At 70.8% G+C, this 7,811-nt stretch carries 7 protein-coding genes and 1 pseudogene; 5 read left to right on the top strand and 3 right to left on the bottom strand.

Going from position 1 to position 7,811, the window contains the following annotated elements; genetic code table 11:
• Window positions 1-410: pseudogene (locus G3I65_RS15925) on the top strand (histidine kinase); the annotation flags it as partial.
• Here G3I65_RS15925 and G3I65_RS15920 read toward each other — a convergent pair.
• From G3I65_RS15920 to G3I65_RS15910, 3 genes are all read right to left on the bottom strand, one after another.
• The gene (locus G3I65_RS15920) at window positions 352-1,083 is read right to left on the bottom strand and encodes a polysaccharide deacetylase family protein (RefSeq protein ID WP_166640159.1); all 732 of its coding nucleotides are present in this window, start codon (window positions 1,081-1,083) and stop codon (window positions 352-354) included. The pseudogene G3I65_RS15925 and the gene G3I65_RS15920 overlap by 59 nt on opposite strands.
• 77 nt (window positions 1,084-1,160) lie before the next feature.
• A complete protein-coding gene (locus G3I65_RS15915; RefSeq protein WP_160696805.1) occupies window positions 1,161-1,967 on the bottom strand; it encodes an NAD(P)-dependent oxidoreductase in 807 nt (268 codons plus the stop codon).
• Window positions 1,968-1,992: 25 nt separating this feature from the next.
• Window positions 1,993-2,793, bottom strand: coding sequence for an IclR family transcriptional regulator (locus G3I65_RS15910; RefSeq protein ID WP_160696804.1), 801 nt, complete (start codon window positions 2,791-2,793; stop codon window positions 1,993-1,995).
• A gap of 153 nt (window positions 2,794-2,946) precedes the next feature.
• On the opposite strand from G3I65_RS15910, the gene G3I65_RS15905 reads away from it, so the two are divergent.
• From G3I65_RS15905 to G3I65_RS15890, 4 genes are all read left to right on the top strand, one after another.
• Entirely contained in the window at window positions 2,947-4,452 is a 1,506-nt protein-coding gene (locus tag G3I65_RS15905; RefSeq protein WP_160696803.1) for a sodium:solute symporter family protein, read from the top strand.
• Window positions 4,453-4,504: 52 nt separating this feature from the next.
• Window positions 4,505-5,440, top strand: a complete 936-nt coding sequence (locus tag G3I65_RS15900) for a 5-dehydro-4-deoxyglucarate dehydratase (RefSeq protein WP_160696802.1) — start codon at window positions 4,505-4,507, stop codon at window positions 5,438-5,440.
• Window positions 5,440-6,696, top strand: coding sequence for a glucarate dehydratase family protein (locus tag G3I65_RS15895; RefSeq protein WP_160696801.1), 1,257 nt, complete (start codon window positions 5,440-5,442; stop codon window positions 6,694-6,696). Before G3I65_RS15900 ends, G3I65_RS15895 begins: the two co-directional genes overlap by 1 nt.
• A 4-nt stretch (window positions 6,697-6,700) precedes the next feature.
• Window positions 6,701-7,811 (top strand): hypothetical protein (locus tag G3I65_RS15890; RefSeq protein WP_160696800.1); only part of this gene is annotated, 1,111 nt, incomplete at its 3' end.

Here is a 7,811-nt window from a genome sequence, read left to right as displayed (position 1 = left end):
ACGACCTGCGCGACGACGACGCCGAACGAGCGCCCGACCTCGCCGAGGTGCTGGCCCGGCTGCGCACCGCGGGCCTGGTCCTCGACCGCGACCCCGTGCTCCCGGAGCTGCCGCGTCCGGTGCGCGAGCTGGCCGAGCGGTTCGTCGCGGAGGTGGCGGTGAACGCGTTGCGGCACAACGGTCCCGGCGTCCGCCTGCGGCTGGACGTCGAAGCGGGCGACGCGGTGACGATCACCGCGCGCAACCCGCTCAGGGGAACACCGCGCCCAGGCGGCGGCTACGGGCTGGCCGGCCTCGCGGAACAGGCCGGGGGCGCGTTGACGTTCGGCCCGCGGGACGGCGAGTGGGTCGTCAGCGTCGAGCTGCCAGCAGCTGCGACACGGTCACGAACCGGTAGCCGCGCTGCTTGAGCGCGTCGAGGATCGGCCCGATCGCCTGCCGGGTTTGCCCGCGCGCGGCATACATGGCGTGAAGCAGCACGATCGAGCCGGGCCGGACCTGGTCGAGAGTGGTCTTCTCGACGGCCGCGGCGTCCGGCGCGCCGTCGGAATCGGGCTCGACGTCCCAGGTGATCGTGGTCCGGTCGTGCGAGGCGAGGTAGTGGGGGAGGGCGAAGAGCTTCTTGCCGTTCGGCGGCCGGAAGAGGATTTCGCCGGTGTAGCCGGTGGTGCGGATGAGCGCGTCGGTCGCTTCGACCTCGTCGGCGACCCAGGCCGGCGTCACGCCGATCATGCGCTCGTGGCTGAAGCTGTGGTTGCCGATCTCGTGGCCGGCCGCCGCGATCGCGCGGGCGAGGTCCGGGTGCGCGGCGATGTCGCGGCCGATGAGGAAGAAGGTGGCCGGTGCCTGACGCTCGCGGAGCGTGTCGAGGATCGCCTGGGTGCCGGCCGGATCGGGCCCGTCGTCGAAGGTGAGCGCGACGACCTTCTCGCCGGTCTCGACGCGGTTCACGAGCGTGCCGAAGAACTGGAAGGTCCGCGACTTCGAGACTTCGAACAGCGTGACCGCGGCGGCGATGACCACCACCAGCAAGCTCGCCACGACGATGGCCCACTTCCGCGCGCGGCGGGATCTCAAGATCATGCGCGTCACCCTGGCCTCACCCGGGGAGACGAGGAAGCCGCGGAGGTACTAGTACCTCCGCGGCTTCCGTAAGACCGTCAGAGCGGGTTGAAGACGCCCAGGGGAGCGGTGCAGAAGGGGCCGCCGACGTACTCGGCCGCCGCGCCGGTGGGGGCGGGGCGAGAAGCGAGCTGGTCCGCGTACACCTCGGCGTCGTCGAGGGACTTGTAGCCCAGCGCCTCCGCCTCGGCCAGCGAGTAGATCCGGCGCGTGTTGTCCGAGACGCCCCAGATCAGCCGGTACCCCGGCGACGGCGCCGACAGGCAGGCTTCGAACAGCCGGGCCCCGTCGTCCGGGGACAGCCACGTCGTCAACCCGCGCGGGCCCAGCGGCAACGGCGTCTCGAAGCACGAGCCGATCCGGATCACGATCACGTCCATGCCGAACCGCGAGTGGTACAGGCTGCCCAGCGCCTCGATCGCCGCCTTGGAGACGCCGTAGTACGTGTCCGGGCGCGGTGAGGAGTCCGCCGGGAGGTCCTCGTCGTTGCGGCGGAAGCCGACCGCGTGGTTGCTCGACGCCAGGACCACCCGCGTGATCCCGGCCTGGCGCGCCGCCTCCAGGACCGTCTGCGTCCCGTTGATGTTGACGTCGAGGGTCGCTTCCCACGAGTTCTCGCGGCTGTGCCCGCCGAGGTGGATCAGCGCGTCGACGCCCTCGCACGCCGCGGCCATCGCCGCCGCGTCGGTCACCGAAGCCGTCACGACCTCTTCGGAGGCGTCCGACGCCGTCTGCGGCGCCAGGTCGAGCAGGCGCAGCACCCGGCCGTCGCGCTTCAGGCGGGGGCGCATCAGGGTGCCGACGACACCCGCCGACCCGGTGATGAGCACACGCTGGTCCGTCATGTATTTCCTTCCGTAAGGGCGGCGGTCAGCGAATCCCGGCCCGGCGCAGCTGCTGCCCGAGCTCGGCGGTGGTTTCGGCGAGCAGCTCGCCGACGCGCTGGGCGTCGGCGTCGGTCACCTGGGAGATCGGCATCGAGCAGCTGATCGCGTCGGTGCCCGGGATCCGGTACGGGATCACCGCGGCGACGCAGCGGACGCCCAGCGTGCCTTCCTCGACCTCGGCCGCGTACCCGCGCTCGCGCGTCGCGGCGCATTCGGCGTGCAGGGCTTCGAGCGTGGTGATGGTGTTCGGGGTGAGCGCGGTCAGCGACGCCGGCATCAGCGCCTCGATCTCGTCGTGCGTCAGCTCGGCCAGCAGCGCCTTGCCCAGCGCGGTCGCGTGCGTGGGCAGCGTGCGCCCGACGCGGGACACGAGGTGCGTGGAGCGCTGCGACTCGCGCGTCTCCAGGTAGACGACCTCGGTGCCGTTGCGGCGGGCGAAGTGCGCGGTGAAGCCGGTCTTCTCCCGGATGCGCTCCAGGGCTTCGGTAGCGAACGGGACGACGGCGTCGCGGTCGAGGTACGCCGTGCCGCAGATCAGCGCGCGGACGCCGAGGCGGTAGCGCGCGGTGTTGGTGTCCGCCTCCAGCCAGCCCGCCTCCAGCAGCGTCCGCAGGAGGCCGTGCAGCGACGAGCGCGGGAAGCCCGTGCGCGCGTGCAGGTCGGACAGCGACAGCCAGATGTCGTTCGCCGCGAACGTCTCGATCAGGTCGACGGCCCGGCGCGCGGACTTGACCCCCGACGACTCGGCGGGAGCACCCTCGGCCGTGTCCACCTTCTGCGGCATTTGTGTGCCTCCGTCCGGCCGTTGACTTGTGACTCCGGCCATATTAGCGTCCCGAACAACGTTCTTATGGATGAACATAATCACTATAACAGACTCCGTTCATAGATGTGAACAGATCGACCACATCGAAGTGGACGCGGAAGGGAGCCTGCGGTGCACGCACTCGACTGGACGATGGTCTGCGCGTACTTCGCGCTGATGATCGTGATCGGCTGGTGGTCGCACAAACGGGTCAGCGACGTGAAGGACTTCTTCACCGCCGGCGGCAAGATGCCGTGGTGGCTGGCCGGCATCTCGCACCACATGTCCGGCTACAGCGCCGTGCTCTTCGTCGCGTACGCGGGTGTGGCGTACACCAGCGGCGTCACCGTGTACTTCTGGGGCTTCGCCAGCATCGGCATCGGCGTGGGCATCGGCAGCTGGCTGTTCGCCGCGCGCTGGAACCGGTTGCGCTCGAAGCTCGGCGTCGCCTCCCCGCTGGAGTACCTCGCGAAGCGGTACAACGTGCCGACGCAGCAGGCCCTCGCGTGGAGCGGCAGCCTGCTGAAGATCTTCGACATCGCCGCCAAGTGGTTCGCCGTCGCGACCCTGCTGCACGTCTTCGCCGGCCTCGACTACAACCTCGGCATCCTCATCACCGGCGCGGTCACCCTCGTCTACTGCACCATCGGCGGGCTCTGGGCCGACGCGCTCACCGACTTCGGCCAGTTCGTCATCCAGGCCATCGCGGCGATCGTGATGATCGTGGTCGTGCTCGGCAAGCTCGGCGGCATCTCCGCGCTCTGGACGATGTGGGACAAGCTGCCCGAAAGCCACGTGAGCCCCACGACGTCCAAGTACACCACCATCTTCCTGCTCGTCTACGTGCTGGTGAAGACGCTGGAGTACAACGGAGGCATGTGGAACCTGGCGCAGCGGTACATGGCCGCGCCGAACACCCACGAGGCCAAGCGCGGCGCCCGGCTTTCGTCGGCGCTGTACCTGTTGTGGCCGCTGGTGCTGATGTTCCCGATGTTCGCGGCGCCGCTGCTGATCCCCGGCGTCAAGGACCCGACGCAGTCCTACGCGATCATGACGACGACGTTCCTGCCGCCGGGCCTGGTCGGCCTGGTGCTGGCCGGCATCTTCTCGCACACCATGGCGATGGTCTCCTCGGACGCCAACGCGATCTCCGCGGTGATCACGCGGGACATGATCCCGGCGATGTTCCGCCGCGCCCGCCAGTGGACCGATGTCCAGGGCCTGAAAGCGGCCCGGATCACCACGGTGATCTTCGTCGCGCTGACCATGCTGGTGGCCACGCAGGCGCAGAACCTCGGCGGCGTGCTGCAGATCGTCGTCAACTGGGTCGCGGCGCTGATGGGCCCGATCTCGATCCCGCTGCTGCTGGGCATGCTGCCGTGGTTCCGCAAGTGCGGCCCGCGCGCGGCGCTGGTCTCCTGGGCGGGCGGCCTGATCGACTACGCCCTTTGCTACTACGTCTTCAACGCGAACCAGACGGTGCTGATCGCCACGCCGATCCTGGTGTCGCTGGCCCTGTACGTCGGTCTCGGCCTCCTCGCGCCCGAGCGCAGCGCGGTCGCCGATGAGATCGTCGACACCGTGAACGCCGACGACGACGTCGACCGCACGAAGGAAGGCACGACCGTGCCCGCTTGACCCCCGCCGGTCCACCCCCGGCCGCACCCGACAAACGGAGAGCAGAAAACAGATGGCACAGACCGAGATCGCGCTGGACGGCCTGCTGGCCTTCCCCCTCACCCCGTTCACCGAGGACCTCGAGGTCAACCTCGACGCGCTCGCGGAGAACGTGGAGAGCCACATCGCGGCGGGCGCCGGCGCCCTGTTCGTCGCGTGCGGCACGGGGGAATTCAGCTCCTTGTCGCCGGCCGAGCACGCCGCGGTGCTCGCGAAGACCCGTGAGGTCGCCGCGGGCCGGGTTCCGGTCTGGGTCGGTGCGGGCGGGGGTGCCGCCGCGGCGCGGGCGGGCATCGCCCTCGCCGAGGCCGGGGGTGCCGACGGGGTCCTGCTGCTGCCGCCGTACCTGGTCACCGGGCCGCCGTCCGGCCTGGTCGACTTCGTCCGGTACGCCGTCGGCGACTCGTCGGTGCCGGTGATCGTCTACCACCGCGGCACCGGCGTGTACACGGCGCAGACAGCGGCGGCGCTGCTCGACATCCCCTCGGTCGCGGGCCTCAAGGACGGCTACGGTGACGTCGAGGTGATGACCCGGATCGTCACCACCATCCGCGCGCTGGACACCGAGCGGGCGCGGAACTTCCTGTTCTTCAACGGGTTGCCGACCGCGGAGGTCTCGGCCAAGGCGTACGCCTCGATCGGCGTCGCCCGGTACTCCTCGGCGGTGCACTGCTTCGCCCCGGAGATCGCGCACCGCTTCCACCGCGCGCTCGGCGAGGGCGACACCCGCGTGATGGACGCGCTGCTGACCGGCTTCTACCTGCCGCTGGTGGCGCTGCGGGACGAGACGCCGGGCTTCGCCGTCTCGCTGGTGAAGGCCGCGGCCCGGCTGCGCGGCGACAAGGTCGGCCCGGTCCGGCCGCCGCTGGTCGAGCCGACGCCGGAGCAGATCCGCCGGCTGGAGAAGATCGTGGAGGACGGCTTCGTCACGCTGAAGGCGCTGGCCTGATGAAGATCCTCGATGTGGTGCTGACGCCGGTCGCGTTCGCCGACCCGCCGCTGCTCAACGTCATGGGCGTGCACGAGCCGTTCGCGCTGCGCAGCGTCGTGCAGGTCAAGTGCGAGGACGGCATCGTCGGGCTCGGCGAGTCCTACGGCGACTCCGCGTTCCTCGGCGAGGTGCGCAAGGTGCTGCCGCGGCTGCGCGGCCACGACGTCTTCGACCTGCCCGGGTTGCAGCGGCTGGTCGCGCAGGCGCTGTCGGACACGGTGCTGACCGACGCGCACGGGCTGATCGGCGGGTTCTCCATCCGCAAGACCGTCGCCAGCGTGTACTCGCTGTTCGAGGTCGCGTGCCTGGACGCGCAGGGGCAGTACCTCGGCCGCTCGATCACCGACCTGCTCGGCGGCAAGGCGCGCGACGCCGTCGAGTTCTCGGCGTACCTGTTCTACAAGTACGGCAAGCACGTCGACGGCCGCGAGGACTCGTGGGGCGAGATCACCACGCCGGAAACCCTGGTGGGGTCGGCGAAGCGGATGATCGACGAGTACGGCTTCCGCTCGATCAAGCTCAAGGGCGGGGTCTTCGAGCCGGCGCAGGAGGTCGACGGGATCCGCGCGCTGGCCGAGGCGTTCCCCGGGCACCCGCTGCGGATCGACCCGAACGGCGCGTGGACGGTGGAAACCGGCATCCGGGTCGCGTCCGAATTGGACGGTGTCCTCGAGTACCTCGAAGACCCGACGCCGGGCATCGAGGGCATGGCCCGGGTCGCCGCCGAAGCGTCGATACCGTTGGCCACCAACATGTGCGTGGTGAACCACGGCGACATCGAGCCGGGATTCCGGGCGCGCGCGATCGGCGTCCTGTTGTCCGACCACCACTTCTGGGGTGGCCTGAGGGCGACGCAGGCGCTGTCGACGACGTGCGAGAGCTTCGGCGTCGGCCTGTCGATGCACTCCAACAGCCACCTCGGGATCAGCCTGGCCGCGATGGTGCAGGTCGCCGCGGCGACGCCGCACCTGACCTACGCCTGCGACACGCACTGGCCGTGGAAGGTCGAGGACGTCATCGAACCGGGCGTGCTTTCCTTCCGGGACGGGGCCGTCGAGGTGCCCACGACCCCGGGGCTGGGCGTCAAGCTGGACGAGGACGCGCTGGCCCGGCTGCACGAGAACTACGTCCGATGTGGACTGACCAAACGGGACGACGTGACCTACATGCGCAAGTACGTCGCCGGGTTCGAGCCGAACACGGCGAGGTGGTGACCCGGTGAAGGTGACGGGATACGCCTACCCCTGGGACGTCCTGGAGCCCGGGTTCGCCGCGCGCGTCCGGGACCTGGGCGTCGACGAGGTGGCGGTGGCGCTGTCGTACCACAGTGCCCGCGCGGCGACGCCGTGGTCGGCTTCGGGGACCGCCGTGGTGGCCCGGCACGCGGCGTTCTACCGCCCGGTTTCCGAGGGGTGGGGCGCGCTGCGTCCGTCCACTCCGGACTGGGTGACGGCGGAGGATTCCGGTGGCGACGCTGCCCGGCTGCTCAACGAAGCCGGGATCCCGGCCGCCGCGTGGATCGTGCTGACCCACAACTCCCAGCTCGGCTACGAGCACCCGGACGTCGTGGTGCGCAACTGCTTCGGCGAGCCGTACCCGTGGGCGCTGTGCCCGTCGCAGCCCGCGGTGCGCGAGTACGCGGCGAAGCTGACCGCGGAGGCCGTCGCCGGGCTGGAGCTGTCGTCGGTGATCCTCGAAGCGTGCGGTCCGCTCGGCGCGGTGCACCAGCACCAGCACGAGAAGACCGACGGCGTGTGGGCGCCCGCGGTGGCCCGGCTGCTGTCGATCTGCTGCTGCGAGGCGTGTGCTGCGTCGTGGGACCTCGACGCCGACAGCGTCCGGGCGCAGCTCGTCGAGGAGGTCCGGCGGCTGGTCGCGACCGGCGATCTGAGCGTCACGGCCGACGGTCTGCCGCCATCGTTGACCTCGATGCTGCTGCGAGTCCGGCAGGAAGCCACCGATGCGCTGCGGGCCGCGGTTCTGGCCGCGCTGCCTTCGGGGGTGCGTGTCGTGCTGCACGGCGCGCTCGACCCGTGGGTCACCGGCGCGCTGCCGGGTCTGACGCCGTCCGCTGCGGAGGACGTCGACGCGGTCGTATTGTTCGGCTGGGCGCCCGCCACGGGTGCCGAAGCCGTCGCGGCGGCCCGGGAGGCCCTGCCCGAGCGCGTCGCGATCGGCAGCTACATCACCGCGGTGGCCGCCGCGCCGGTGCCGGACATCGCCGCGTATGCGGCCGAGCTGGCCAAGGCGGGCGCCGCGGAGCTGCACCTGTACCACCTCGGACTGGCCGGTCCGGGTCGCTGGAGCGACCTGGCCACGGCCACCGCCG

The sequence above is a fragment of the Amycolatopsis sp. SID8362 genome (assembly GCF_010550475.1).
GTDB lineage: Bacteria > Actinomycetota > Actinomycetes > Mycobacteriales > Pseudonocardiaceae > Amycolatopsis > Amycolatopsis eburnea.
Note: the sequence above shows the minus strand (reverse complement) of the source record. Positions and strands in the feature narration are given on the sequence as shown.

Excerpts from the sequence above, each read along its gene's own strand:
- G3I65_RS15895 (WP_160696801.1), top strand. The coding sequence starts at position 5,440 with ATGAAGATCCTCGATGTGGTGCTGACGCCGGTCGCGTTCGCCGACCCG.
- G3I65_RS15920 (WP_166640159.1), bottom strand. The coding sequence starts at position 1,083 with ATGATCTTGAGATCCCGCCGCGCGCGGAAGTGGGCCATCGTCGTGGCG.
- G3I65_RS15915 (WP_160696805.1), bottom strand. The coding sequence starts at position 1,967 with ATGACGGACCAGCGTGTGCTCATCACCGGGTCGGCGGGTGTCGTCGGC.
- G3I65_RS15910 (WP_160696804.1), bottom strand. The coding sequence starts at position 2,793 with ATGCCGCAGAAGGTGGACACGGCCGAGGGTGCTCCCGCCGAGTCGTCG.
- G3I65_RS15900 (WP_160696802.1), top strand. The coding sequence starts at position 4,505 with ATGGCACAGACCGAGATCGCGCTGGACGGCCTGCTGGCCTTCCCCCTC.